This is a genomic window from Sorangium sp. So ce124 (assembly GCF_051525235.1).
Lineage (GTDB): Bacteria > Myxococcota_A > Polyangia > Polyangiales > Polyangiaceae > Sorangium > Sorangium atrum.
On sequence record NZ_CP150312.1, the window covers coordinates 3,962,897 to 3,986,377 of the forward strand.

The 23,481-nt window shown below is 73.7% G+C and carries 20 protein-coding genes; 13 read left to right on the forward strand and 7 right to left on the reverse strand.

Annotated features, from left to right (window positions below):
• Positions 1-35 precede the first annotated feature (35 nt).
• The 7 genes from WMF19_RS15045 to WMF19_RS15075 all read left to right on the forward strand — a co-directional run bounded on the left by WMF19_RS15045 (position 36) and on the right by WMF19_RS15075 (position 6,934).
• Positions 36-1,481, forward strand: a complete 1,446-nt coding sequence (locus WMF19_RS15045) for a sigma-54-dependent transcriptional regulator (RefSeq protein ID WP_437331116.1) — start codon at positions 36-38, stop codon at positions 1,479-1,481.
• A 61-nt stretch (positions 1,482-1,542) separates the two neighbouring features.
• Entirely contained in the window at positions 1,543-2,826 is a 1,284-nt protein-coding gene (locus WMF19_RS15050; protein ID WP_437899738.1) for a formylglycine-generating enzyme family protein, read from the forward strand.
• Positions 2,827-3,021: 195 nt separating this feature from the next.
• A complete protein-coding gene (locus WMF19_RS15055; RefSeq protein ID WP_437899739.1) occupies positions 3,022-3,762 on the forward strand; it encodes a hypothetical protein in 741 nt (246 codons plus the stop codon).
• Positions 3,759-5,048: an ABC transporter ATP-binding protein gene (locus tag WMF19_RS15060; RefSeq protein ID WP_437899740.1), complete on the forward strand. Its 1,290-nt coding sequence runs from the start codon at positions 3,759-3,761 to the stop codon at positions 5,046-5,048. Before WMF19_RS15055 ends, WMF19_RS15060 begins: the two co-directional genes overlap by 4 nt.
• Positions 5,038-5,802 carry a hypothetical protein gene (locus WMF19_RS15065; RefSeq protein ID WP_272103473.1) on the forward strand — a complete coding sequence of 255 codons (765 nt, stop codon included), beginning with the start codon at positions 5,038-5,040 and terminating at the stop codon, positions 5,800-5,802. Before WMF19_RS15060 ends, WMF19_RS15065 begins: the two co-directional genes overlap by 11 nt.
• Before the next feature lie 124 nt (positions 5,803-5,926).
• Positions 5,927-6,346 carry a hypothetical protein gene (locus WMF19_RS15070; RefSeq protein ID WP_272103474.1) on the forward strand — a complete coding sequence of 140 codons (420 nt, stop codon included), beginning with the start codon at positions 5,927-5,929 and terminating at the stop codon, positions 6,344-6,346.
• Between the two features lie 45 nt (positions 6,347-6,391).
• Entirely contained in the window at positions 6,392-6,934 is a 543-nt protein-coding gene (locus WMF19_RS15075; RefSeq protein ID WP_437899741.1) for a hypothetical protein, read from the forward strand.
• On the opposite strand, the gene WMF19_RS15080 is transcribed toward WMF19_RS15075, so the two are convergent.
• From WMF19_RS15080 to smpB, 3 genes are all read right to left on the reverse strand, one after another.
• Positions 6,912-8,366: a DUF362 domain-containing protein gene (locus WMF19_RS15080; protein ID WP_437899742.1), complete on the reverse strand. Its 1,455-nt coding sequence runs from the start codon at positions 8,364-8,366 to the stop codon at positions 6,912-6,914. The genes WMF19_RS15075 and WMF19_RS15080 overlap by 23 nt on opposite strands.
• Before the next feature lie 190 nt (positions 8,367-8,556).
• Entirely contained in the window at positions 8,557-8,859 is a 303-nt protein-coding gene (locus WMF19_RS15085) for a hypothetical protein (RefSeq protein WP_272103478.1), read from the reverse strand.
• Positions 8,856-9,380 (reverse strand): SsrA-binding protein SmpB, encoded by a 525-nt coding sequence (smpB, locus tag WMF19_RS15090; protein WP_272103479.1) that lies wholly within the window; start codon positions 9,378-9,380, stop codon positions 8,856-8,858. The genes WMF19_RS15085 and smpB overlap by 4 nt, the downstream gene beginning before the upstream one ends.
• 196 nt (positions 9,381-9,576) lie before the next feature.
• Here smpB and WMF19_RS15095 point away from each other — a divergent pair, with 196 nt between their 5' ends.
• Positions 9,577-9,981, forward strand: a complete 405-nt coding sequence (locus WMF19_RS15095; RefSeq protein WP_437899743.1) for a hypothetical protein — start codon at positions 9,577-9,579, stop codon at positions 9,979-9,981.
• A 186-nt stretch (positions 9,982-10,167) separates the two neighbouring features.
• On the opposite strand, the gene WMF19_RS15100 is transcribed toward WMF19_RS15095, so the two are convergent.
• Positions 10,168-10,470 (reverse strand): hypothetical protein, encoded by a 303-nt coding sequence (locus WMF19_RS15100; RefSeq protein ID WP_437899744.1) that lies wholly within the window; start codon positions 10,468-10,470, stop codon positions 10,168-10,170.
• A gap of 781 nt (positions 10,471-11,251) precedes the next feature.
• Here WMF19_RS15100 and WMF19_RS15105 point away from each other — a divergent pair.
• Both WMF19_RS15105 and uvrA read left to right on the forward strand, forming a co-directional pair.
• Entirely contained in the window at positions 11,252-11,674 is a 423-nt protein-coding gene (locus tag WMF19_RS15105; protein WP_437899745.1) for a hypothetical protein, read from the forward strand.
• A gap of 236 nt (positions 11,675-11,910) precedes the next feature.
• Complete coding sequence (uvrA, locus tag WMF19_RS15110; protein WP_437899746.1) at positions 11,911-17,256, forward strand: excinuclease ABC subunit UvrA; 5,346 nt, start codon at positions 11,911-11,913, stop codon at positions 17,254-17,256.
• 45 nt (positions 17,257-17,301) lie between these two features.
• Here uvrA and WMF19_RS15115 read toward each other — a convergent pair whose 3' ends face one another.
• From WMF19_RS15115 to WMF19_RS15125, 3 genes are all read right to left on the reverse strand, one after another.
• Positions 17,302-17,505: a hypothetical protein gene (locus WMF19_RS15115; protein ID WP_437329271.1), complete on the reverse strand. Its 204-nt coding sequence runs from the start codon at positions 17,503-17,505 to the stop codon at positions 17,302-17,304.
• A gap of 107 nt (positions 17,506-17,612) precedes the next feature.
• Positions 17,613-18,563: a hypothetical protein gene (locus WMF19_RS15120; protein ID WP_437899747.1), complete on the reverse strand. Its 951-nt coding sequence runs from the start codon at positions 18,561-18,563 to the stop codon at positions 17,613-17,615.
• Positions 18,564-18,600: 37 nt separating this feature from the next.
• Positions 18,601-20,673 carry a protein kinase domain-containing protein gene (locus tag WMF19_RS15125; protein ID WP_437899748.1) on the reverse strand — a complete coding sequence of 691 codons (2,073 nt, stop codon included), beginning with the start codon at positions 20,671-20,673 and terminating at the stop codon, positions 18,601-18,603.
• 326 nt (positions 20,674-20,999) lie between these two features.
• On the opposite strand from WMF19_RS15125, the gene nadC reads away from it, so the two are divergent.
• The 3 genes from nadC (at position 21,000) to WMF19_RS15140 (ending at position 23,440) form a co-directional block, all read left to right on the forward strand.
• Positions 21,000-21,851: a carboxylating nicotinate-nucleotide diphosphorylase gene (nadC, locus tag WMF19_RS15130; protein ID WP_437901632.1), complete on the forward strand. Its 852-nt coding sequence runs from the start codon at positions 21,000-21,002 to the stop codon at positions 21,849-21,851.
• Positions 21,848-22,669 (forward strand): biotin--[acetyl-CoA-carboxylase] ligase, encoded by an 822-nt coding sequence (locus WMF19_RS15135; protein WP_437899749.1) that lies wholly within the window; start codon positions 21,848-21,850, stop codon positions 22,667-22,669. The genes nadC and WMF19_RS15135 overlap by 4 nt, the downstream gene beginning before the upstream one ends.
• A gap of 117 nt (positions 22,670-22,786) precedes the next feature.
• Positions 22,787-23,440, forward strand: coding sequence for a radical SAM protein (locus tag WMF19_RS15140; RefSeq protein ID WP_437329275.1), 654 nt, complete (start codon positions 22,787-22,789; stop codon positions 23,438-23,440).
• Positions 23,441-23,481: the final 41 nt, after the last annotated feature.

The following is a 23,481-nucleotide window of genomic DNA, read 5'->3' on the forward strand; positions in this document are numbered from 1 at the left end:
TGCTTGGTTTCCGGTTCTGCTAGTCTCGCCCGGTGATGCTCCCCGAAAAGAAGCAGATCCTCGTCGTGGATGACGAGGCGAACCTCCGGCGCGTCCTCAGCGCCCAGCTCGGCCGGGATGGCTACGAGGTCCACACCGCCGAAGACGGCGAGGAGGGGCTCGCGTTCCTGAAGGAGCACCACATCGACCTGGTCATCACCGATCTCCGGATGCCCAAGGTCGACGGCATGGACTTGCTCCGCGCCGCGCTCCGCGACGACCCGTCGCGGCCAGTGGTGCTGCTCACGGCGCACGGGACCGTGGACAACGCCGTCGAGGCGCTCAAGACGGGCGCGTTCGACTACATCACGAAGCCGTTCGATCAGAACGAGGTGCGCGTCGTCGTGAAGAAGGCGCTCCGCACCCGCGATCTCGCGAGCGCGGACGCGACGCGGGACGTCTCCGCGGCGCTGCCCCGGGGGGGCTCCGACCGGTTCGGCATCATCGGCGAGAGCCCGCCCATCCAGGAGCTCTATGCGATCCTCGAGCGGGTCGCCGACACGCCGACCACGGTGCTCATCAGCGGCGAGAGCGGCACCGGGAAGGAGCTTGTCGCGCGGGCGCTGCACGAGAACTCCGGCCGCCGCGACCGGCCGTTCATCAAGGTCAACTGCGCCGCCATCCCGAAGGATCTCATGGAGTCGGAGCTCTTCGGCTACGAGCGCGGGGCCTTCACCGGCGCGGTCGCCTCCAAGCCGGGGCGCTTCGAGCTCGCCTCCGGCGGGACGCTCTTCCTCGACGAGATCGGCGAGATCCCGAACGAGATGCAGGTGAAGCTCCTGCGCGTCCTGCAGGAGAGCGAGTTCGAGCGCGTCGGGGGCATCAAGACCATCCACGTCGACGTCCGGCTCGTCGCCGCGACCAACCGCGACCTCAAGCGGGAGATCGCGGCGGGCACGTTCCGGGAAGACCTCTTCTACCGGCTCAACGTCGTCCCGATCGCGCTCCCCGCGCTGCGCGACCGGAGGAGCGACATCCCCCACCTCTGCGCCCACTTCGTCGCGAAGTTCAACGCGCGCCTCAAGAAGAGCATCGAGGGCATCGAGCCCGAGGCGCTCGAGCGCCTGGCCTCGCACGCCTGGCCGGGGAACATCCGCGAGCTCGAGAACGTCGTCGAGCGGGCGCTGCTCTTCGCCGACGGCGCGCGCATCCGCCTCGACGACCTGCCGGAGGAGATCCGCAGCGGCGCCGCGCCTCTGCCCGGCGCGTCGCTGCCGCTCGCGGCCGCTGCCGTGGACACCTCCGCCGCGCCGTCGACGCCCGACGGCCTCAAGGAGCAGGTGAAGGCGGCGATGAGCAAGCTCGAGCGCGACCTCATCGAGCGCGCCCTCAAGCAGACGCACGGCAACGTCACCCACGCCGCGCGGCTCCTCAAGATCTCGCGCAAGGGGCTCCAGCTCAAGATGAAGGAGCTGAACCTCCGCGAGCGCGACGCCGAGTGAGCCCGTGGGCCTCGGCGAGCAGCGCTCATTCCGCGCATTGGGCCGCGCATTGGGCCGCGCATTGGGCCGCGCACCGGGCCGCGCGCCGGGAGGGAAGGCCCTCGCCGCCGCCGCCTCGCTCGCCGGCCTCCTCGCGGCCTCGCCCGGCTGCGATCGCGGCGGCGCCCCGCCGGGCGCGGACGCCGATCTCGACGCCGCCCCGCCCTGGGACGTGAGCCAGAACGAGCCGGAGCCGCGCCCCGGCATGGCGTGGATCCCGAAGGGCGTCCTCATCGCGGGCACGCCGCCGGACCGGCTGCCGCGCATCGCCGACGAGGAGATGGCGGGCGCGCAGGTCGTGATGCACGGCTTCTACATCGACATCTTCTCGTACCCCAACGAGGTCGGCGCGATCCCGACCACGAACATCGCGCAGGACGAGGCGCGCGCGCTGTGCGAGGCGCAGGGCAAGCGCCTCTGCACGGAGCTCGAGATCGAGCGGGCCTGCAAGGGGCCGGACAACACCACGTACGAGTACGGCGACACGTACAAGGCGCCGGTCTGCGCGACCGGGCAGAGCCGGGTCCTGACGCCCAACGGGGTGAACGCCGGGTGCGTGAGCGCGTTCGGGGTGCACGATCTCCATGGCGGCGTATGGACCTGGACGTCGAGCCTGTGGCAGCGGGACAGCGGCAAGCCGGGGCTCGTCACGCTTCGCGGAGGCAACGGGCCGGCGGGCGAGCTCGTCGGGCGATGCGCCCACGGGCGCGGCGCCAAGCCGGACACGCGCCGCCCCGAGGTCGGCGTCCGCTGCTGCGCCGGCGAGGTGAACAGCTTCGAGGTGGTGCTCGATGTGACGCGCGATCGTCCGCTCCGGCTGGAGCCGCTGGTCGACGCGCGCGCGGCGGCGCAGCTCGCGGCGCTCGCGCCGGAGGAGGCGCGCAACGCGCCCCGGGCCGGGTCGGCCGCGGGGGCGTTCAGCGTGGAGCGCACGTGGACCTGGCACCCCCGGGGCAACGAGGAGCTCGTGCTCGGCGGCGGCTGCGCGCGGCCGGCCGGGGTGAACGGGGCGCCGCGCAGCCGCGCCAAGCGCGCGAAGCGGGCGCGCCCGGGCGACGGGACGACGTGCGGGCTCCTCGTCGCCCGGATGCGCATGAGCGCGCCGGCGCTGCTCGCGTTCGTCCCGTCGGATCTCTGGGAGCCAACGATCGGCGAGACGGACTCGCCGCGCGAGCTCTTCCTGTACGGCGGCGATGCGCTGGGCGCCTTCCGCCGCCGAATCACCTACGAGTGGGGCAAGATCGGCGTCGCCGACAAGGAGCGCAAGCGCAAGCACAAGGGGCGCCGCGGGCTCTCGTACGACTGAGGCCCCTCGGCCTCCGCGGAGCGCGCCGGGGCTCGCGGTCGCAACGCAGTCGCGACGGCTGGCGCTGGCGCGCGGCGGCACCACATTCCGGCGGCGCGCTCCGGCCCGTGGCACATTCGCCTTGCGCCCGGGCGCCTGGAAGGGCAGCGCTAGCAGCGCGCGTCGCCGCCCCGCGCCGTCCGCGCGCTCCCTCCGATGACCAGCCCGCACGACCCCGAACCGCGCGACGCGCCGAGCAAGCGTCCGGACGATCCCGCGCGGCGGCGCGCGGCTGCGCGGCGCTCGCTGCGCGCAGCCGTGGCGCTCGGCTGCGCGCGGCTGCGCGGCGCGCGCGGCGGGCGGCTCGCCCTCGCCATGGCGGGGCTCATCTCGCTCGGGTGCGGCGTCACGGCGCTCGTGCTCCGGCTGGACGACGGGACGACCTCGCTGGAGGGGCTGCTCGGATCCGCGGCGCGCGGGCTCGCGTGGGCGGCCGCTGGCCCCATCGCCCTCGCGGCGGCGCACGATCGCCCGGGGGCCGACCGCCGCGACGGCATCGAGGCGCTCGCCGCCGCGCGGGGGATCTCGCGGACCTCGCTCCACGGCGTGCGCAGCCTCGCCGCGATGCTGGAGGTCGCGCGCGTCGTCGCGCTCCCGCTGGCCGCGCTCTCGGCGCTCGCGGCGCTCCTCTCCGGCTCGCTGCTGCTCGGCCTCCAGCACCTCGCGTTCGGCGCCGCGCTCGCCCTGTTCGGCGTGGTCTCCGGCGTGACGCTCGGCGGCCTCGCCGCGGCGAGCGGCCGCGTCGCCGGGGCGCGAGGGCGCGCTCTGTTCCTGGCGCTGACCCTCGTCCCCTGGGGGCTCGCCGATCTCGCCGGCGACTCGAGGTGGTCGATCCCGGGAGCGCTCGGCGCGTTCCTCTCCTTTGCGGCCCGCTCGGCGGGAGGCCCTGCAGGATGAGCCCGGACGCGCCCGTCGTGGTGCTCGAGGGCGTGCGCGCGCGCGACGGCGCCGGCGAGGAAGGGCGCCCTCGCGGGGGCCTCTCTGGCCTGTCGTTGGCGCTCGGCCCGGGCGTGCACGCGGTGCTCGGCGCCCCGGAGGACGGGACGCTCGCCCTCGCGGAGGTGCTCGCAGGGCGCGCGGCGCCCCTCGCCGGCCGCGTCCTCGTGGCGGGGCGCGACCCGCGCCGGAGCGCGGCGACGCGGGCGCAGATCGGCGTCCTTGCCGCCACGCCGGAGCTGCCCGACGGCGCGTCGGTGGCGTCCTGCATCTCGGTCGCGCTCCGGGCCCGCGGCGCGCCCGCGATCGGCGCCGCGGCGCTCCTCGAGCCGCTCGGCGTGGCGCCGCTCCTCGCCCGCCGCGCCGCCTCGCTGAGCTTCTCCGAGGCCCGGGCGGTCGAGCTGTCGCTTGCCCTCGGGGTGCCGCGGCCGCTCCTGCTCTGCCTCGTCGAGCCGTTCGCCGACGTCGCCGTGCCGTCTCCGGAGCCGGTCCGAGAGCGCCTGCGCGCCCTCGCGGCAGCTGGCGCCTGCGTCGTGCTCGTCACGTCCTCGACCGTCGACGCGAGCGCCCTCGCCGACCGCATCCACGTGCTCGATCGCGGCGTCATCGCGCGAACCGAGCCCGGCGCCGGCGAGCGCCTCGCCGCCGCCCCGGGCGCGGCCCCACCGGATGCGGGGCGGCCCGAGGTCGAGATCCACGTGCTCGTCCACGAGCGGGCGCCCGACGCGCCCGGCGCTCGCGCGCTCGCCGCGGCGCTCGCGAGCGCTCCCGCCGTGCGCGCGGGCGCATGGGAGCAGGGGCCGGCGGAGGCGTCGTCGACGCTGCGGATCCGGGCCGCGGACAGGGATGCGGCCGCGCTCGCGATCCTCGATGCGGCCGCGAGGGAGGACGTCACGCTCATCGCGATCTCTTCGCCGCCCCCGTCGATGCACGACGTGCGGGCGGCGACCGCGCTGCATCTGGCCGCCGTTCGCTCGCGCCGGCCCTTCGGCGCACCTGCGATCGAGGGCGCTGCCCCGCTGCCGGGCGCGCCCCAGGGGCCGTTCGCCGTGGCGGCCTTCGACGCTCCGGCGCCGCCCGGCCCGGCAGCGCCGCCCAGCCGGCCGTCGGACGGCCCGCCCACGCCCGCTGGCGAGCCGCTGTCGGCGCCCGGCGATGCCGCTTTCGGCGGACGGATCGGGGCCGACCCACCGGGGGCCGACGGTTCGTCGCGCGCCACGGAGACAGGACGCCACGATGGTGGGTGAGAGCGCATCGAGCGCCGCTGCGCGGCCGCTGCCTCCCGCGGAAGGGGGGGCCGAGCGGGGCGGGCCCGCGCTGACGGCCGTCCGCCTCGGGATGGAGATGACCCTGAGCCGCCTCCGCGCGCGGCGCCCGCTGCTGGCGTTCGGGCTCGGCGCCGCGCTCGCGCTCGCGGCCGCGGTCATCGAGGTCGCGTTCGGGTCTTCCGGGGCCGTGGACCGGGCGCTGCTCTCCACGTTCCGCCTCGCCACGCCGCTCACGATCTTCGCCCTCGCCGCCGACGCCGCCGATCGCACAACGCTGCGCGACGCGGCCTGGCCGGTGGCCCGCTTCGGCGCCCCGTCCCACCATGTCGCGCTCGGCATCGCCCTGGCCACGGCCCTCGCTTCCGCCCTCGTGGGAGCGCTGCTCGCCGCCGTCGTCGTCGCCGTCGCCCATGGTCCCGGGGCTGCGCCATTCGTCCGAGACATGCTCGTCAGTGGGTGGATCGGCGCGCTCACCGGAGCCGCCTACGCTGGCTGGTTCTCGCTCGGCGCGACCTTTTTCCGGCGCGGCGTCGGTCGCTTCGTGCCGCTCGCGGTCGATCTCCTGCTCGGTGGCTCGGCCGGGGTGATCGGCGCACTGTTGCCCCGGGGCAACGCCGTCAACCTCCTCGGCGGCCCGTCGCCGCTCGGGCTCGGGCAGCCCGCGAGCGCCGCCCTGCTCGCGTCGAGCGCCCTCGTCCTCGCGCTCGCCGCGGCGGCTCGCTGCAGGGAATAGCGCGCGGGCCGGGGCGGCGGGGCTCAGCTCGCCTTGCCCCGACCGGCTGCTCGACGTTCACTGCGATGGCGCGAGCGGCGCAAGAGGGATGGCTTCATCCGCTCGTTCACGTACTCTTCAGGGAATGACTCAGGAGCACGGGGACGACGAGGCCACCAAGGCGGTCAACGCGCCTCGATCGGTCCTGCTCGTCGGCTCGTCCGAGGCGCTGGCGGCGCGCTGCAGGGGGATGTGCCTGCGGGCTCGCGTCATGCTCATCGTCGAGAGCGACCTCGCGGCGCTGACGAACACGGCCGTGGAGCGGAAGCCGCTCGCGCTCCTGTTCCCCGACGACATCTACGCCTTCGACAGCGCGGAGTTCGACGCCCTGGCGCGCGACATCCAGGCCGCGGTGGTGACCCTCGAGCCAGGCGTCACGGACGAGGTCATCGAGGCGCGGCTCGCGGAGGCGCTGCTCCGGGCCGAGCTCCTCCGGCAGCCCGAGCCGTCGTCGAGCCGCTACGTGCTCGTGCCCGACGGCCCCCGCCGCTCCAAGCGCCGCTGATCGGCGCGCCCCCTGCATGGTGAAGACGAAAAGGAGCCCCATCCGATGAGCGAGCTGCACCTCGATCCGAACGCGTCCCGCCTGACGATCCACACCCGAGCCGCAGGGATGCTCGCGCGCCTGGCGCACGACCTCGAGATCACGGCGTCCGAGCTGCGCGGTCGGGCGCGGCTCGACGGCGAGTCATGGACCGCCGAGCTCGAGGTCCCCGTGGCCAGGCTCTCCGTCGCGGGGGTCCTGCGCGGCGATCGCGTCGATCCCGACGCGCTCTCCGCGGGAGATCGCGGCGACATCGAGCGGCGCCTGCGCGGCGAGGTGCTCGGGGGGACCGAGATCGTGACGGTGCGCGCCTCGGGGGCCACGCGTGACCGCGCCGAGGTGCGCGTCCAGGTCGCCTCGGGGAGCGCCGCGCTGGTGGCGCGGCTCTCCTCGCGTGATCGCGGCGACGGAGCGATCGGGGTGACGGGCACCTGTCAGCTGTCGATGGCCGCGCTCGGCGTGCGCGAGGTCAAGGGGCCGCTCGGCGCCTTCAAGGTGCGGGACGAGCTCGACGTCCTCTTCGATCTCACTCTGCGTCCGGCGGGCTAGGCGGCTCGGACGGGAGCTCGGGCGCCGCGTCGCCGCGCGGGCAGGCGCCGTGGACCTGGTAGGGCTTGCCGGCGAGCCGCTTCGCGAGCGAGGCCCCGCGCCAGGCGACGTACGCCTTGTTGAAGTCGAGCAGCTGGTCGGGGGCGAAGTACGGGTTCTTCGTCTTGCCCAGCGTGACCAGCGTGAGCACCTGCTCCGCCACGCTCACGGGGCAGCCCTCGAGCCGGAGGGTGGCCTCGTTCCGGGCCATCGCGAGCTTGGTCGTCACCTTCACCATCTTCGCGAGGACGTCGTCGTGCTTCGCTGTGTAGGGGTCCCGCGCGCTCCGCTCCCGGTACAGGCTCTCGATGCTGACCAGCTGATCGCCGATCTTCCCTTTGTACGTCGCGCAGTCGCCGATGAAGATCACCTTCTCGCCCGGCTTCGCGTCGATGGGGCCGTCGTAGGCGCCGAACACGACGTGCATCCGCGGCATCTTCGCGTCGCACTCCTTGTCGTACTCGCGCAGGATCTCGATCGCCTCCTCGATGGCCCCTGGACAGCCGCCCCAGCAGTAGTCGGTGCGCTCGGGCTCGGGCGGAGAGCCCGCGTAGGCCGTGATGTTCGTGCCCTCGAAGTACTTCTCGACGCGGACGAGGCCCACCTTGAACCCCTTGGCCTTGTGCTTCGCCTCCTCGAGCGTCACGTCCCCCGCGATCTCGATGTCGCCGAGATCCATCGGGCCGAAGCCGCGCTCCGACGCCAGGCGGATGTGCTCGACGCTCCTCGGATCGACGCCGATGATCTCGCAGCAGACCGAGTCGAACGCGACCTGGTTGTTCCCCATGATGATGAGGCCCAGGTCGAACGGCGAGGGCGTGAGCATCCGGCCCTCGCCGGCGGTGATGGCGTCGATCGCGATGAACTGCGGCTGCACGATGTACTGGAGGTCGGCGACCTTCTCGTTCAGCCGGTGATCGTGATCGATGAGCCTGTGCCGATCGTCCTGGATCCCGATGTAGTTCTTCATCGAGAAGGTCACGGTGGTCCAGGGGTGCGATTTGAACTTGGGGCAGTTCACGAAGAAGTCGGCCTTCGCGACGGGCTCCGGCGTGAACACGTAGTCGCGCAGCCGGCCCTCGTGCGTGAGCGGGATCTCGACCTGCTGCTCCTCCTCGAAGTGGTAGTGCTTGACCCCGGTCCGGCGGAACATCGGGTAATAGCCGGCGCTCTCGTACGTCATGCGGGTCGGGAGCGTGATGCCGCACCGCTCCCCGACGGCGAGCTCTCTCACGCGCCCGTCGTCGCGATCCTTGAGCGCGCCGATCACCCCCTCGACGAACTCGGGCCGCGTGTACGCGTGCGGAAAGTGCGCGCCCGACGCGACGACGTTGGGCTTGATGAGCGTCCGGCCATGCGGGCGGAGCGAGAGCTCTTCGAGACCGCTGCGCACGAGGCTGCGGATCTTCGCAACGTCATACGTCGAGCAGCGGCGCAGAATTACACGAGGGCGCGACGTAATTTTCATAGAAGGCCAGCGTATGGGTCGCGCTGAGCCATCGCAACTCTGGCCGCCGGACGAGCCACGCCGCGTTGCCGCTGCAGAACGGCGTGGCGTTCGCTGCTGGACGGATCGTCGTGGCTCAGCCCGTGCGTTCGCCGCCGACGAGCCGCGCCAGCTCGGCGCGGACCTCGCGCGTCGCATCGATGAGCCGGCCTTCGAGCTCGTAGGTACGCTCACCGGGCGCTGCGCCGTTGGGCTCGGTGGGTGTGCGCAGGCGGCACCGGGCGACCTTCACGCGGATCGCGGTCCCCGTCGCTTGCAGCGAGCCCTCCACGCGCGCTCCGGGCGCCGAGGAGGCGGTCGAGTGGAGCCGCACGCGATCGCCGTCGAGCTCGACGAGCTCCGCCTCGCCGCCCTTGGACCAGGTGAGGTGCGATGTCATTCCGGCCTCCGCAGCCCGGCGCTCCGCCCGCGGGCGGCGCCGCCGCGGGCCCGCTCGATCGCCGCGCGGGCTTCGCGGGCGGCGTCCTTCTCTTTCAGGCTCTCGCGCTTGTCGACGGTCTTCTTCCCCTTCGCGAGGGCGATCTCGACCTTCACACGGCCGTGCTTGAAATAGAGGCGGGTCGCGATCACGGTCATGCCCTCCCGCTCCACGCTCTTGCGGATCGTCTCGATCTCGCTCTCGTGCAGCAGCAGCTTGCGCGGGCGCTTCGCCTCGTGCCCGAAGGCGGCGCCGGGCATCACGGGGATGTTGACCCCCTTCAGGAACGCCTCTCCGTTCTCGATGGCGCACCAGCTGTCGGTGAGCTCGGCCGCGCCTTCGCGGAGCATCTTCACCTCGCTGCCGAGCAGCACCAACCCTGCCTCGAACCGATCGTCGAGGGTGTAGTCGAACGTCGCGCGCTTGTTGCGCACGATGAGCTTCTCCCCCTCTCGCTCCTTCTCTTTGCCAGCGCGGCTCACGCGGCCGCATAGCGCGCGCGCCGCCGCCTGTCCACACCGCTTCACGGGGCGGCGCGAGCGGCGCGCGCGCCATGCGGCCGCGTGCCGCTTCGCGCGGCGCGTCCCGTCGCAGTGGCGGCGTCCATCGCTTGACGCCGATCGCCGCCGCTCGTCCAATGGTCCTTTCGCACGACCTGCCGTCGGCCTGGAGGACTCAGTGAATCGCGGACTGCGCTTTTCGGCCTGGCTCGGGGCGATCGTGGTGAGCTCTGCGCTGCTCCCGGCGTGCAGCTGCAGCTGCGGGGTCGCCGCGGACGGCGGCACCGTGGGCGGCGATGGGGGGTGGGGCGGCGACGGGCGGGGCGGCGGCGATGGGCAGGGCGGCGGCGGCGATGGGCAGGGCGGTGACGGGCGGGGCGGCGGCGCTGGGCAGGGCGGCGACGGGCAGACTCCCAGGCGCCTCGGGGCGACCGAGACGGTGACGGCCGGCGAGGTCGCGAGGAGCTCGCGCTACCGCATGGTGTTCACGCTCGGCCAGCCGACGCAGAACCAGGGCACGTCGAGCTCACCCAAGGTTCGGATGCGAGGAGGGCTCATCGGAGCCAACGGGAGCTTGCCATGACGAGGAGCTGGTGATGCGGACGTCGATGATCGCGCGATGCATGACGGCATCCGCCCTGGCGGCGGGCGCGGTCGTGGGCGCAGGGACCGCGGCTGCGGCGGTTCCGGCGACCATCACCCATCAAGGCCGGCTTTACGACGAGCGCGACGTGCCCATCAGCGCGACGCTCGATGTCGCGTTCGCCCTTTACGACGAGCGCGACGCTTCGACGCCCCTGTGGAGCGAGGTCCACTCGGTCACGTTCGAGGACGGCTTCTTCTCGGTGCGCCTCGGCTCGATCGTCCCGTTCGAGGGAGCGATCTTCGACGGCACCGAGCGGTACCTGGGCATCACCGTCGGCGACGATGTCGAGCTGGAGCCACGCGCGACGGTCGCGAGCGTTCCGTACGCGCTGCTCGCCGGCAATGTGAACGGCGACATCACGCCGACCTCGGTCACGGTGAACACCACGAGCGGCAACACGCTGGTGCTCGGCGAGCGTGGGGTCATCGTGAACGGCGTCCTCGTGATCGACGAGAACGGCGAGTGGGTCGGCTCGCCGACGGGGCTTCAGGGACCGCAAGGGCTGCCTGGGCCGATCGGTCCTGCCGGTGTAGCAGGCCCGCCTGGACCGACGGGCCCGGAGGGGAGGGACGGTGCGACCGGCCCTGCGGGTGCTGCGGGTCCGACAGGGCCGGCCGGGCCGCCCGGAGCTGTCGGGCCAACGGGCGCCGCAGGCCCCCCCGGGCCCACGGGGCCGGAAGGCGCGGCTGGCCCTAGAGGGCCGGAGGGCGCAGCAGGGCCCGCTGGCGCGGCAGGGCCCACGGGTCCAGCAGGTCCGATGGGACCGGAGGGCCTGGTGGGTCCGATCGGACCGGAGGGCCCGGCGGGCGCGACCGGACCGGAGGGCCCAATGGGACCAGAGGGTCCGGAGGGCCCGATAGGGCCGGAGGGGCCAGTGGGCCCGAGGGGACCAGAAGGCCCCGTGGGCGCGATGGGGCCGGAGGGGCCAATGGGCTCGAGGGGACCAGAAGGCCCGGTGGGCGCGATGGGACCGGAGGGTCCGATGGGCCCGAGGGGACCAGAAGGCCCGGTGGGCGCGATGGGACCGGAGGGGCCAATGGGCCCGCTCGGGCCAGAGGGGCCGATCGGTCCGATGGGACCAGCGGGCCCTACCGGCCCGCAGGGACCAGTGGGCCCTACCGGTCCACAGGGACCGGTGGGCCCTACCGGTCCGCAGGGACCACGCGGGTTTACCGGCCCTGTTGGTCCGACCGGGCCGCAGGGGGTCGTGCTGACGTTGACGGTCCAGGGCGTCGGTCCGTACTCCTCCCTGCCGGCCGGGAAGCCCGTCGATTTTTTCGGACCGACAGCGTTGGTGGCGGTCTCGTCGACGAGCCAATCGATCTACGCGACCGCGCATCGGTACCTGGGCACAGACGGCTCGCCCGCGGACACCCTCAAGCTCTACATGTGCTACCAGCGGGTTCGTTCCGGGCCGTCTGGCACGGTGCTCGACGAGGTCCAGGCGGTCGGCCTCGGTATGGCAGGCGGCCGGGTTCCCGCGGAGACCCGCGTCTCCTTCGGGCTCAGCGCCGTCATCACCGGCCTCACCGCGGGCACCTACAACATCGGGATGTGCGGCCAGACCTTCAGCCCGAACTGGACCAGCAACGACTACGGCTACCTCTCGATCGTCCTCGTCAACGGCTAGCCGCAGCGCCTGCCGGGCGCGCCCGAGCGTCGTGCGGACCCGCCCCCGCGTCCCTCGCCACGTGCCCTGATAATTCGACGGCGCAGAACGCAATGCTGCGGCGCGCTCGGTCGGCGCGCCCCCCTCGTACGATCGTCCGCGACGATGGGCTGAAAGGGGGCTAAACACTCGCGGTTTTCACGCGGGCGTGTCCACTCCGGACGGCGTCCCCGCGGGTTCACCCTACCGCGCCTCCTATGCACTCGATCTCTCTCCGCGGCGCCCGCACGCACAACCTCCAGGGCATCGACCTCGATTTCCGGCCCGGCGAGCTCGTGGCCATCGCCGGCGTCTCGGGCGCCGGCAAATCGTCGCTCGCGCTCGACACGCTCTATTCCGAGGGACAGCGCCGGTTCGTCGAGAGCTTCAGCCCGTACGCTCGCCAGTTCCTCGAGCGGCTCGAGCGGCCGCCGATCGACGCGCTCGAGCCGGTGGCGGCCGGCGTCGCCGTCGATCGACGCGCGCCGGTCAAGAGCTCGCGGTCGACCGTCGCCACGATGGCCGACCTCGAGCCGTATTTCTGCGCGCTCTTCGCGCGCGAGGCGGTGCCAGTCTGCCCGTCCTGCGAGGTGCCGGCCGCGCGGACCGACCCGGCGCGCGCGGCCGACCTCGCCGCGAGCGCGCACGAGGGGGCGACCGCGCTCGTCACGTACCCGATCGCGGTCGCTGGGACCGAGCGGTTCCTCGACGTGCGCGAGTCGCTGCTCGCCGCCGGCTACCGGCGCCTCCTCGTCCGCGGCGAGGCGCGCGACATCGACACCGTGGCGCCGTCCGAGGCCATGAGCGGCGTGGACAAGGTCGAGGTCATCGTCGATCGCGTCCGGGTCGCCCCCCGGGAGCGCCGGCGCCTCGGCGCCGCCATCGAGGAGGCGTGGAAGGGCAGCGGGGGCGACGCCTCGCTCCACCTGCAGCGCAAGGCCGACGAGCAGGTCGGCCAGGGGGCGGGGCCCACGCGGCTCCGGCTCGTGCGCGGGCTCGCCTGCCCCTCCTGCGCGCGCGCCTTCGAGCCGCCGCGCCCCGGGCTGTTCTCGTACCAGTCCCCGACGGGCGCGTGCCCCTCGTGCCGCGGCTTCGGCCGCACCCTCGGCATCGATTACGACAAGGTGATCCCGGACCCCTCGAAGTCGATCGCAGGCGGCGCGATCCGGCCCTGGAACGGCCGCTCGACGACGTGGGAGCGGAAGCTGCTCCGCGCGTTCTGCGAGCGGAAAGGCATCCGCACCGACAAGCCGTGGCGCGACCTCTCCGACGCGCAGCGCGCGCTCGTGCTCGAGGGGGAGGGCTCATGGACCCAGGGGAAGTACCCCGGCGTGAAGGCCTGGTTCCGCTGGCTCGAGACGCGCACGTACAAGATGCACGTCCGCGTGCTGCTCGCGCGCTACCGCACCTACGACGTGTGCGTCGCGTGCAACGGCAAGCGGCTCTCCCCCGAGTCGCTCCTCTACCGCGTCGGCGGCCTGGATCTCGCCGCGTGGCACGAGCTCGAGCTCCGCGACGCCCGCGCGCGCCTCGAGGCCGAGCGCCCCCAGACGGGCCAGGGGGAGATGGCGCGCCGCGAGCTCATCGCGCGGCTCGGGTACCTCGAGCGGGTCGGGCTGGGCTACCTCTCGCTCGCCCGCCAGGCGCGCACGCTCTCCGGCGGCGAAGCGCAGCGCGTCGCGCTCACCGCGGCGCTCGGCACGTCGCTGACGGGCGCGCTCTTCGTGCTCGACGAGCCGACGGTCGGGCTGCACCCGACGGACATCCCGCCGCTCATCGCGGCCATGCGCGAGCTCGCCGATCGCGGCAACGCCGTGCTCGTCATCGAGCACGAGCCGCTCGTCGTCCGGGCGAGCGATCGCGTCGTCGAGCTCGGCCCCGGCGCGGGCAGGCAGGGCGGGCGCGTCACCTTCGACGGCCCGCCCGACGGGCTCGCCGCGCGCGGCCCGCTGGCGCCGGCGCGCGCCGCGCGCCGGGCGCCGAGCGGGAAGATCACGATCCACGGCGCGCGCGAGAACAACCTCCGCGACGTCACGGTCGACGTGCCGCTCGGCGTCGTCGTGGCGATCACGGGGCCGAGCGGCTCGGGCAAGAGCACGCTGGTGAACGACGTGCTCTACCGGCACGTCGCGCGGGCGCGCGGCTACAAGGACGTCGAGGCGCCCGGCCTGTACAGGCGCATCGAGGGCACGGCCGACATCCGCACCGTCACGCTCGTCGACCAGGCGCCGCTGGGGCGCACCTCGCGGGGCAACCCTGCCACCTACACCGGCGCGTGGAACCGGATCCGCGCGCTCTTCGCCGAGCAACCGGAGGCGTCGGCGCGGGATCTCGGGCCCGGCCACTTCTCGTTCAACGTCGCGCTCGGGCGCTGCGAGGCGTGCGCGGGCGAGGGGAGCGAGACGATCGAGATGCAGTTCCTCGCCGACGTGTCGCTGACCTGCCCGACCTGCAAGGGCAAGCGGTTCCGCGACGAGGTGCTCGAGGTGAAGCTCGACGGCCGCTCGGTCGCCGACGTGCTCGATCTGTCGATCGACGAGGCGTTCGATGTCTTCGTGGCGCAGCCCGCGGTCCGGCGGGCGCTCGCGCCGCTCAAGCAGCTCGGCCTCGGCTACCTCACGCTCGGCCAGCCGCTCTCGACGCTCTCCGGCGGCGAGGCGCAGCGGCTGAAGATCGCGCGCGCGCTCGGCGAGCCCTGCGCGGGCGCGCTCTTCCTCCTCGACGAGCCGAGCGCCGGCCTCCACCCCGAGGAGGTGACGCACCTCAACGCCGCGCTCTCCGTGCTCGTGGCCGAGGGCGCGTCCGTGATCGTCGTCGATCACGATCTCGACGTCATCGCCGCGGCGGATTGGGTCGTCGATCTCGGCCCAGGCGCGGGCAGCGAGGGCGGGAGCATCGTCGCCGAGGGGACGCCCGAGGCGGTGGCCAGGACGGCGACGCGGACCGGCGTCTCGCTGGCGGAGTGGTTCGCGCAGCGGGGCGACGGCGGCGCTCGGCGTCCGCGGCGCGGTACGGCGGCGGCCCCTGCGGCCCCGAAGCCCGGCAAGCGCGGCGGCGCCGCCGCGCGCGCGTCGCTCGACCGGGGGCGGATCGAGGTCGAGGGCGCCCGCGAGCACAACCTCGCCGAGGTCTCGACCGTGATCCCGCACGGCGAGATCGTCGTCGTCACCGGCCCGAGCGGCTCTGGCAAGAGCACGCTCGCGTTCGACGTGGTCTTCGCCGAGGGCCAGCGGCGCTTCCTCGAGACGCTGACCCCCTACGCGCGCCAGTTCCTCCCCACGCTGCCGCGGCCGGACGTCGATCGCGTCACCGGCGTCCCCCCCTCGATCGCGCTCGAGCAGCGCACAACGCGCTCCGGCGCCAACTCGACCGTCGCGACCGTGACCGAGATCGCGCACTACCTGCGGCTGCTCTACGCCAAGGTCGGCGAGGCGCGCTGCCCGGACTGCGACGTGCCGATCGAGGCGCGATCGCCGGACGAGGTCTACCGCTCGCTCGTCTCGACGCGCGGCGCGCGGACGCTCCTCGCCCCCGCCGTCGTGGCGCGCAAGGGGACGTACCTCGACGTCTTCACCGCCGCCGCCCGGGCCGGCGTCACCCGCGCGCTCGCCGACGGCGAGCCGTGCGCGACCGACAGCCCTCCTCGCCTCGACAAGCGCCGCGAGCACTCGATCGATCTCGTGATGTACGAGGGGCGCATGGACGGCCTGGATCGCGCCCTCTTCGATCGCGCCCTCTCGTTCGGTCGCGGCGCGGTCAAGCTCGTCGGCGGCCGCGGCGGAGAGCAGCTGCTCTCCACGACGCGCACGTGCCCGCGCTGCGGTGTCGGTGTCCCGGAGCTCGATCCTCGCTGGTTCTCCTTCAACACGAAGCAGGGCCGCTGCGCGTCGTGCGAGGGGACGGGCGCCTCGGACTTCGACGACGACGCGCTCGCGACGCCCGACCCGTGCGAGGACTGCGGCGGCTCGCGCCTCGCGCCGATCCCGCGGGCGGTCCGGCTCGCCGGAGAGCGTTACCACCAGGCGTCGGGCCGGTCGGTCGCGGCCGCGGCCGCGTGGGCGAGGGGGCTACAGTTCACGGGCGATCGCGCGCTGATCGCCGAGGCGCCGCACAAGGAGCTCTGCCGCCGGCTCGACTTCGTCTGCGAGGTGGGCCTCGGCTACCTCACGCTCGATCGGCGCGCGGCCACCCTCTCGGGCGGCGAGATGCAGCGCCTGCGGCTCGCGGCGCAGCTCGGCAGCGGCCTCACCGGGGCGCTGTACGTCCTCGACGAGCCGACCATCGGCCTGCACCCGCGCGACACCGACCGGCTGCTCGGCAACCTCCGGAGGCTCGCCAGCATGGGGAGCACCGTGCTCATGGTGGAGCACGACGCCGACACGATCCGCGCGGCGGATCACCTGATCGACCTCGGCCCCTCGGGCGGGCGCAAAGGCGGCCGGATCGTCGCGGCGGGGCCGTCGCGCGCGGTGCTCGCGAACCCCGACTCGCCGACCGCCCGAGCGCTCGCCGGCGAGGACGCGCTGCTGAGCGCGCGCCCGGCGCGCCCTCAGGTGCGCGAGCAGATCGAGCTCCTCGGCGCCCGCGCGCACAACCTCCAGGGGGACACGCTCCGCATCCCCGCGGGGCGGATGACGGTGATCGCCGGCGTGTCCGGCTCGGGGAAGAGCACGCTGATCCAGAAGGTGCTCTACCCCGCCGCGCGCCGCGCGCTGAAGCTGGAGGCGCCCGAGCCGGGACCGCACAAGGCGCTGCGGCTGCCGAAGGGCATCCTGCGGGCGGTGGCCGTCGATCAGTCGCCCATCGGGCGGACGCCGCGCTCGATCCCCGCGACGTTCCTTGGCGTCTGGGACGAGGTCCGCAAGCTCTACGCTGCCTGCCCCGACGCGCAGGTGCGCGGCTACGGCCCTGCGCGGTTCTCCTTCAACACGGCCTCCGGCGGGCGGTGCCCCGCGTGCGAGGGGCAGGGCGTCATCGCGCACGAGATGTCGTTCTTGCCGGACGTGACCACGCCGTGCGAGGCGTGCGGCGGCGCGCGCTTCGAGCCGGCGACGCTCGACGTGCGCTACCTCGGCCTGTCCGTCGGCGAGCTCCTGGATCTCACCGCGGAGGAGGCCGTCGAGGTCTTCGCGGCCCACCCGAAGATCCGCGCCCCGCTCTCGACGATGTGCGATCTCGGCGTGGGCTATCTCCACATCGGACAGGGTTCGCACACGCTCTCGGGCGGCGAGGCCCAGCGGCTCAAGCTCGCGGCGGAGCTGACGGCCGGCGCGCGGCCGAAGCCCACGCTGTATGTGCTCGACGAGCCAACGACCGGCTTGCATCTGGCGGACGTGACACGCCTGGTCCGCGTGCTCGATCGCCTCGTCGAGCGCGGCGACACACTGGTGATCATCGAGCACCACCCGGCGGTCATCGCGTGCGCGGATCACGTGGTGGAGCTCGGCCCTGAGGGCGGCTCCGGCGGCGGGCGCATCGTGGCGGAGGGCACCCCGCGCGAGGTGGCGCGTCAGCCGACGGCGACGGGCGAGGTGCTGAAGCGGATCTTCGCGAAGGCTACCTGAGCGGGCGCGCCGCGCGAACCGGCGCGCCGTCCCGGGGAGCGCGGCTCAGCCGCCGGCGCGCTTCGCGTACTGGTACGCGGTGTAGGCGGAGACCACGTGGCAGATCCAGCCGAGCCAGCCGCCCGAGCCGATCCACAGACCGGGAGTGACGATCAGCCAGAAAATGCAGCGCAGGAACGCGCCGTTGTAGAGCTGTCCAACGCCTGGAATAAGGAAAGAAAGCACGGCGGCGGTCCCGGATTTGCTCATGGCATCGGAACCTGATCACCGTGACCGCCCTGTCAAGCGGGCTCGTGCAACCGCGGCACGGACCCGCCGCGCCGCTGCCAGCGGCACAGCGGGCGGCGCAGGACAGCTCAGTGGCTGCCTGGCAGGACGATCCTTCGACGACCCGTCGAGGACGTGGAAGGGGTCGGCGCAGGGGTCGTCGCCGTGGCGGTGGGCGCGGGGGTCGTCGCCGTGGCAGTGGGCGCGGGGGTCGTCGCCGTGGCGGTGGGCGCAGGGGTCGTCGCCGTCGGCTTGGGTTGTGTTTGCGCCGTCGGCTTCGGGGCCACCACGGGGGCCGGCTCCGCCGCGGGCGGCTGCGGCGCGGTCGCCGCGGGGGTGGCGGCCGTCGGCAGGGGAGGCGCCGGATCGCCGGCGACCGACGCAGGCGCCGGGGGCGCCTCGATGGGCGTAAGCGCTGCGGCATCTTCGGACGACCCTCGGCTGCGGATCACGAAGAAGGCGGTCGTCAGCCCTCCGATGAGCACGAACGCGCCGATCCCGATCAGCGCGAGCGTCGGGCCGGAGCTCTTCGCGCGAGGCCGTGCGGGGATCGGCGCCGGGTACAGCGCGCCGCCACCCGGCGGCTGGGGAGCGCCGCCGGCATGAAACCCCGGCGGCCCGCCGGCCCCGAGGCCACTCGGGGCCCCGAACGGCGAGCCGCCGTACGGGCTGGGAGGTTGGGGCGGCTGCCCGTAAGCGTTTCCAGCTCCAGGAGGGCCGCCGTAATTCGCTGTCGCACCGGGGCCGTACGGGCCGGGTGCTCCGGGGGGCGGCGCGCCGTACGGGCCTGCGGGAGCGCCGTAAGGGCCGGCCGTTCCGGGGGGCGCGCTGTTGGTCCCGCCTTCGACGAGGGTCCGCGGGACGGCTGCGCCAGCGGCGTTCGGATCGTGCGGCGCGGTGCCGGGCGGCACGGGAAAGGCGCCCTGCGGCGAGTTGAGCCCTGCGAGCGGAGGCTCGCCGGGCACGGTCTTGCCAGGGCCGTACATGCCGCTCGGGGGCGCAGGCCATCCCGGCGGCGGACCGCTATTCTGGTTGCTCATCGAGATCGCATCCTACCTACCGTACGCGTCGGGCGCGTCAGTTGTTGGGTACGATGATCACGCGTCGTCGAGGCCTGTCCGGCGGCGTGGTGGTGGTCGGGTCGTTCGTCGGCGGGCTCGTCGTTGGCGGGCTCGTCGTGTTCGGCTGGGGGTTGGCCGGCGGCTGTGCGCTGGTCGGCGCGGGGAACGGGAACGGCGGCAGCGTCGACGGGATGACCCAGGGAAGCTGGGGGATGATCGTCGTCCCGCTGGGGCGTGTCGTCGGCGCCGTCGTGGTCGGCGGCGTTCCCGTCGTGCTCGGTGTGGCCGGGGGCTTCGCCGTCGTGGTCGGCCGGGGCGGAGGCTTGGCGACCACGGGCGGCTCAACAGGAGGCGGCGTCACGGCCGGGGGCGTCACGGCGGTGGGCGTCGTCGCGGGCGGGCTGGGATCCGAATGCACCGTGTTGGCCGGCTGGAGGGTCGGTAGGGCCGGCCCCACGTCGGCCTGCTCCTTCCGGCTCAGCTCGTTGGCGATGTACAGACCGCCGACGACGGCTCCCGTGATCCCCGTGGCGAGCAGCAGGATGGCGAACAGCGAAGTCCCGCGTCGTGCGGGCCGCTGCGCGCCGTGCGCCGACGCGCTCTGCGAGATCCTCGGCAGCGGATCCATCGGCGCCGTCCCAGGGATGTAGCCCTGCGCGCCGCCGCCATACGCACCGCCATACCCTGGCGCTGGACCGCCGTTGAATCCGCCGCCCGGGACCCCGCTCCTGTCCATGAACGGCGCGCCTCCGACCGCCGTCCCTCCCGGGCGCGGCGACACATCGAACGGTCCCGGCTCGTGGCTCGTGGCAGGCACTCCCTGGGGGGGAGCGTAGGGGGCGGCGCTCACGGTCGCCGGCTGCGCGATCTGGGGATAGCCCCCTTGGGCGAAGTACGGGCCTGAGGAGGGCTCTGGCCTCGGCGTGAACCCTGGAGCCGACGCCGAGGGACCACGGGCATCCGAGGAGAAGCCGCCCATGGGGGTCGAGGGCCCGAGACCGCCCGGGGGGCCGCTCGACGCGTGCTGCGCGCCGCCGTCCTCCGGCGGAATCGTCTTGGGAACGGAGCTGGTGCGACCGTCCCCCATCGCGTTGGTCGCGGGCGCCGCTGCGGAGGGCGTGAGCATGCCGGGCGCCGCGAGGGCTGCTGCCAGGGCGGCCCCGGACGACCGCGCCATGCTGACCTCGGACGGCGCAGGGGTGAGCGCCGACGGGGCGCGGGCGGCTCGGGCGAACGGCTCCAGGGCGCTGCGGAACTCGGCGGTGGTCGCGAAGCGATCCGGCGGCGAGGCCGCCATGGCGCGGTGGACGGCGGCGCAGAGGCCGGGCGCGAGCTCCGGCGCCAGGTCGGAGAGCCGCGAGATCTGGCCCGAGAGGTAGGCCCCCGCGATCTGCTGCGGCTCATCGCCGCCGACCGGCCGGCGGCCGGCCAGCATCTCGAAGATGATGACGCCCAGCGAGAAGATGTCGGCGCGCGCGTCGACGGAGTCCGCGGAGTAGGCCTGCTCGGGCGCCATGTACTCGGGGGTGCCCATGATCACGCCGGGGCGCGTCAACCCGCGATCGAGCTCTCCCGTGACCTTGAGCTTGGCGATGCCGAAGTCGAGCAGCTTGATGAGCGGCTCTCCCTTGGCTGTCTTCGTGATGATCACGTTGTCCGGCTTGAGGTCCCGGTGGACGACGCCAGCGCGATGGGCGGCCTCGACGCCCTCGAGCATCTGCATCGCGTACTCGAGCGCGTCGGGGTACCCGAGACGGACGCCTGCCCGGTAGAGCTCCTCGTAGAGGGTCTGGAGCGTCTTCCCCTCCAGGTACTCCATCACGATGAACGCCAGGCCGGACGCCGTCTGGTCGACGTCGCTGACGCGAACCACGTGCGCGCTCTGGATCTGCGCGGAGACGCGCGCCTCCTGAAGGAAGCGCTGCACGAGGCCGGAGCGGCGGGACAGCTCGGGGTGGAGAAACTTGAGGGCGACCGTCGTCCCCAGCACCTCGTGGCGGGCTTCGTAGACGCTCCCCATGCCGCCATCGCCGATGAGGCGCACGAGTCGGTACTTGTTGTTGATGACCTGGCCTGCCTGCGGACGCATCGATCTCCGTTGAGGGCGCTGGAGTTGCTCGGAGAGTCTCACAGGCTGGTAGACGAACGTCAGCCCCATTTGTGCGACACAGCGTCGCGATGATCGCGATCCGCCCTGCTTTTCGGCGCCGCAAGCCCCATCCATTGCCGCCCGCGTCCCGTCCAGGGCGCCTCTACGGCTGAGGTCGAACGCTCCAGCATGCACGTGCCGCTGCAAGGAGCTGTCGTGACGCGATGCGTTGTCGGGGTTCGTGTGGGCGCGACAGCGCTGATGCGCGCGTGCGGGACCGAGTATACCTGGGAGCGCCGCGTGGGAGCGGCGCCGAGGAGATGCCTGTGCTGGCTGCGCCGTTGCTCGATGCCCTGATCGATCGCTCTCTTGAAGAAGACCTCGCGGGAGGCGATCTCACCACCGAGGCGTGTGTCGAGGCTTCCGCGCGCGCGACCGCGAAGGCGGTCGCGCGCAAGCCGCTCGTCGCGTGCGGGGGCGACGTGTTCCTGCGCGTCTTCCAGCGCCTGGATCGGCAGGTGGAGGGCGAGGTGCTCGTCGCGGACGGCACGGCCGTCGGCGCCGGCACAGTGCTGTGGACCGTGCGTGGCCGCGCGCGCTCGCTCCTCAGCGCGGAGCGCACCGCGCTCAACCTCACGCAGCGGATGAGCGGCGTCGCCTCCGAGGCGCGTCGCTACGCCGAGGCGACCCCGACCGGGTCGGGCGTGCGCATCACCGACACCCGCAAGACGACGCCCGGTCTCCGCGGGCTGGAGCGCTACGCGGTGCGCGTCGGCGGCGCGCACAACCACCGCGACAGCCTGGGGAGCGCCGTGCTCATCAAGGACAACCACATCGTCGCGGCGGGCGGCATCGCGACCGCCATCGCCCGCGCGCGGGCGCGCGCCCCGCACACGACGAAGGTCGAGGTCGAGGTCGCCTCGCTGCAGGAGCTCGATCAGGCGCTGGCCGCCGGCGCCGACATCATCATGCTCGACAACTTCACGCTGGCCGACGTCAAGGTCGCGTCAGCGCGCGTGCGGTCGGCGCAGCACGGCCGGCCTCTCCTCGAGGTCTCCGGCGGCATCACGCTGGAGCGCATCCCCGAGCTCGTCGCGGCGGGCATCGACGTCATCAGCGTCGGGGCGCTGACGCATTCGGCGCGCGCCGCCGACATCGCGCTGGATCTCTCGCTGTGAGGCGGCTCGACGGGGAGGCGATCGAGCGCGAGCTCTCGCGGCTGGGCGCGTCGTTCGGGAAGCCGCTGGCCGTGGCGGCCGAGACCGCGTCGACGAACGACGACGCGCGGAGCGCGGCCGCGGCCGGCGCGCCGCACGGGGCTGCGTTCCTGGCCGACGCGCAGACGCAGGGTCGGGGGCGCGGCGGGCGCTCCTGGCACTCTCCGCCCGGCGAGAACCTCTACCTGTCGGTGGTGTTGCGCCCGAGCCTGCCGGCGAGCCGCGTGGCCCCCATCGCGCTCGTCATGGGGCTCGCCGTCGCGTCCGTCATCGAGCGGCGGCTCGCGCCTCTTCCGTCCCGCGGCGCGTCGGCCGACGGCTCCGTCGTCGAGGTGCGGCTCAAGTGGCCCAACGACGTGCTCGCCGGGGGCCGCAAGCTGGCGGGGATCCTCGTCGAGGCCCAGCTGCGCGGCGAGTCCGTGAGCAGCGTGATCGTCGGCGTCGGGCTCAACGTCCATGCGTCGAGCTTCCCGCCGGATCTGTCGGCGCGGGCCACGTCGCTCGCGATGCTCGGGATCGACGACGTCCCGCGCGAGCTCCTCGCCGCGGAGCTGCTCCAGGCGATCGGCGACGCGGCGGCGAGGTTCGAGGCAGGAGAGCTCGCGCCCTTCACGGAGGATCTCGCCCGGATGGACTGGCTGCGCGGCCGTCGCGTCGAGGTCGCGGGTGTGGTCGGCGTCGCGGCGGGGATCGATCCGGAGGGACACCTGCTCGTCCGCGGCGCGGACGGCATCCTCCGGGCGGTGGCGGCGGGCGAGGTCAGCGTCATCTCCAGCTGAGCGCCCCGAGCCGCTTGCGTTGCGCGCTCGGCGCGGCCAAAGCTTCCGCCCCACCTCGGGTCGCCGGCGGCGCGGCGCCGCCGAGGCCGACCGAGGCTCCTCGGAGGCGTCGCTTCCTTGAAAGAAGACACCCTCGTCGTCCACGAAATCTACGCCAGCGTGCAGGGCGAATCGACGTTCGCCGGGCTGCCGTGCACCTTCGTCCGGCTCACCGGCTGCAACCTGCGCTGCGCCTGGTGCGACACGGCGCAGGCCTTCTACGGCGGCAAGCGGATCCGCCGCGGCGAGGTCCTGGAGCGCGCGCTGGCCCTCGGCACGCCGCTCGTCGAGCTCACGGGGGGCGAGCCTCTCCTTCAGCCCGGGTCGTTCCCGCTCCTCGCGGAGCTCTGCGACGCGGGCCGGACGGTCCTCGTCGAGACCAGCGGCGAGGCAGACGTGTCGCGCGTCGATCCGCGCGTGCACAAGATCATGGACCTGAAGGCGCCTGGCTCGGGGGAATCCCACCGGAACCGCTGGTCGAACCTGGATCACCTCACGCCGCGCGACGAGATCAAGTTCGTGCTCGCCGATCGGGCGGATTATGCGTGGATGCGGGACACCATCCGCGAGCGGCGCCTCGACGCGCGCGGCGTGACGCTGCTCGCCTCGTGCGTCTGGGGCAAGCTGCCGCCGAAGGAGCTCGTCCAGTGGGTGCTCGACGACGGCCTCCGCGTCCGGGTGCAGGTCCAGCTCCACAAGGTGATCTGGGGAGCGGACGCGCAGGGGGTCTGACCCGCGGGTCACCCCCCGCGCTGCGGCTCGTGGCGGTGAGG

Excerpts from the sequence above, each read along its gene's own strand:
- WMF19_RS15045 (WP_437331116.1), top strand. The coding sequence starts at position 36 with ATGCTCCCCGAAAAGAAGCAGATCCTCGTCGTGGATGACGAGGCGAAC.
- WMF19_RS15055 (WP_437899739.1), top strand. The coding sequence starts at position 3,022 with ATGACCAGCCCGCACGACCCCGAACCGCGCGACGCGCCGAGCAAGCGT.
- WMF19_RS15060 (WP_437899740.1), top strand. The coding sequence starts at position 3,759 with ATGAGCCCGGACGCGCCCGTCGTGGTGCTCGAGGGCGTGCGCGCGCGC.
- WMF19_RS15065 (WP_272103473.1), top strand. The coding sequence starts at position 5,038 with ATGGTGGGTGAGAGCGCATCGAGCGCCGCTGCGCGGCCGCTGCCTCCC.
- WMF19_RS15070 (WP_272103474.1), top strand. The coding sequence starts at position 5,927 with ATGACTCAGGAGCACGGGGACGACGAGGCCACCAAGGCGGTCAACGCG.
- WMF19_RS15075 (WP_437899741.1), top strand. The coding sequence starts at position 6,392 with ATGAGCGAGCTGCACCTCGATCCGAACGCGTCCCGCCTGACGATCCAC.
- WMF19_RS15085 (WP_272103478.1), bottom strand. The coding sequence starts at position 8,859 with ATGACATCGCACCTCACCTGGTCCAAGGGCGGCGAGGCGGAGCTCGTC.
- WMF19_RS15100 (WP_437899744.1), bottom strand. The coding sequence starts at position 10,470 with ATGACCCCACGCTCGCCGAGCACCAGCGTGTTGCCGCTCGTGGTGTTC.
- uvrA (WP_437899746.1), top strand. The coding sequence starts at position 11,911 with ATGCACTCGATCTCTCTCCGCGGCGCCCGCACGCACAACCTCCAGGGC.
- WMF19_RS15115 (WP_437329271.1), bottom strand. The coding sequence starts at position 17,505 with ATGAGCAAATCCGGGACCGCCGCCGTGCTTTCTTTCCTTATTCCAGGC.
- WMF19_RS15120 (WP_437899747.1), bottom strand. The coding sequence starts at position 18,563 with ATGAGCAACCAGAATAGCGGTCCGCCGCCGGGATGGCCTGCGCCCCCG.
- WMF19_RS15125 (WP_437899748.1), bottom strand. The coding sequence starts at position 20,673 with ATGCGTCCGCAGGCAGGCCAGGTCATCAACAACAAGTACCGACTCGTG.